The sequence below is a fragment of the Nocardia sp. NPDC024068 genome, assembly GCF_040638875.1.
In the GTDB taxonomy this organism is placed as follows: domain Bacteria; phylum Actinomycetota; class Actinomycetes; order Mycobacteriales; family Mycobacteriaceae; genus Nocardia.
In genome coordinates, this window is the sequence record NZ_JBEZYU010000123.1 from 1 (window position 1) to 1,900 (window position 1,900).

The following is a 1,900-nucleotide window of genomic DNA, read 5'->3' on the forward strand; positions in this document are numbered from 1 at the left end:
GCTGTCAGCCCTCGAGACTCGTGGCTTCGCCACATGCGCTTCGAGGGCTGACAGCAGACGCGGGCCGAACCCTTGCAGGGACGCGTAAGCATCTCGGCACCGAGAGGGTGGCCGTCTGTGGACGCGCCCGGATCGGGTCGGGCTGGTCTAGTGTCTACGCGAAGCGAATACGAGTCCGTCCGGATACGCCGAAACTGAGGAGCGCGATGGGCCCGATCCCTGTTCTGCGTCGATGGCCGGTGGCGGCGGTCGCGGCACTTCTGACAATCGCCGCGGGCGGGTTCACGGCATCCGCGGCCCCGGAGGACGAGCGGCCCAATGTGGTGCTGATCCTCGCCGACGATCTCGACGCCGCCACCACACCGGTCTGGCAGGCGATGCCCCGGACCGCGGCGCTGATCCGGGACCGGGGTATGGAATTCACCGACGGTTTCGCACCGATGCCGATCTGCTGCGCCGCCCGCGCCTCCATCCTGACCGGCGAATACGGCCACAACACCGGAGTGCTCACCAACTCCGGTCCGGTGGGCGGTTTCGAAACCTTCCGCGCCGGAGGGAACGAGTCCCATACCGTGGCGACCGCTCTACACGATGCCGGTTACCGCACCGGAATGGCCGGTAAATACCTCAACGGCCTCGAGGACGACCCCGGCCATATCCCGCCGGGCTGGGACGACTGGAACGCCGGCGTCGACAACTTCCTGTACTCCGGCTACAACTACACCCTCAACGAAAACGGCGCCCTCGTGAAATACGGTCTCGCACCGGCCGATTACGAAACGGATGTCGTCGGCGCGAAATCCCGGAAATTCATCACCGATTCCGCCGCGTCCGGGCAGCCGTTCTTCTGGCTCGCGTCCTCGACCTCCCCGCATTTCCCGATTCCGCCCGCGCCCCGGCACATACCCGAAACCCGGCCGACGGCCTCGCCCCGCTCGCCGAACTATCAGGAACCCGATGTCTCGGACAAACCCTCCTGGCTGGTCGATACCGCGACCGCGCGGGCGGCGACGATCACCGCGACCAACGACGCCGATTACACCAACCGGCTCGGCGCACTGAAATCACTCGACGAAATGGTGGCCGGGATCGTCGAAACCCTCGCGCGCACCGGTGAGCTCGACAACACCTACCTCGTTTTCACTTCCGACAACGGCTACAGCCTGGGCGCGCATCGCCTCACCCAGAAGATGGCGCCCTACGAGGAGTCCATGCGGGTACCGCTGGCTATCGCCGGTCCCACCGTCCCCACCGGGCGCAGCGACGCCATGGCGTTGTCGATCGACCTCGCCCCCACCGTCCTCGACTGGGCCGGAATCCCGGCCCCCGACCGCATGGACGGCCGGTCCCTCACGGGACTCCTCGCCGGAGATACCCGCTGGCGCACCGACTTCCTCGCCGAGTACGGCGGCCCGGGCGCCGACGGGCGCTCGGGCATCGCGCAGGAACAGGTCCCCGGCACCGACTCTCCGCTGATATACGCGCTCGATATGCCGTCCTGGAGCGGCGTCCGTAATCAGCGCTATCTGTATGTGCGCTGGTACGAACGCGAACGTCCGCTCGACGCACGCGAATACGAGCTCTACGACCTACAGACCGACCCCTACCAGCTCACCAATCTCATCAAAACCCCCGAAGGCCGCTCGGCACATGCCGACGTGGTCGACCAGATGGACCGGCGCCTGACCGACCTGCTGACCTGCGCCGGACCCACTTGTCACTGATTGGGTTGTCGGTGGCCTGGTTCGCGAGGGTGGGGTAGGTGACGTTGCCCGCGAAGGTGGGGGCAGGTGACCTTGCCCGCGAAGGTGGGGCAGGTGACCTTGCCCGCCAAGGTGGGGCAGGTGACCTTGCCCGCCAAGGTGGGGCAGGTGACCTTGCCCGCCAAGGTGGGGCAGGT

Annotated in this window: 1 protein-coding gene; it reads left to right on the forward strand. The window is 66.9% G+C overall.

All coding sequences use genetic code 11. The features are described from left to right. Nucleotides 1–206: 206 nt before the first annotated feature. Complete coding sequence (locus AB0F41_RS31525) at nt 207–1,724, forward strand: sulfatase (RefSeq protein ID WP_357430244.1); 1,518 nt, start codon at nt 207–209, stop codon at nt 1,722–1,724. The last annotated feature ends 176 nt before the right edge of the window (nt 1,725–1,900 follow it).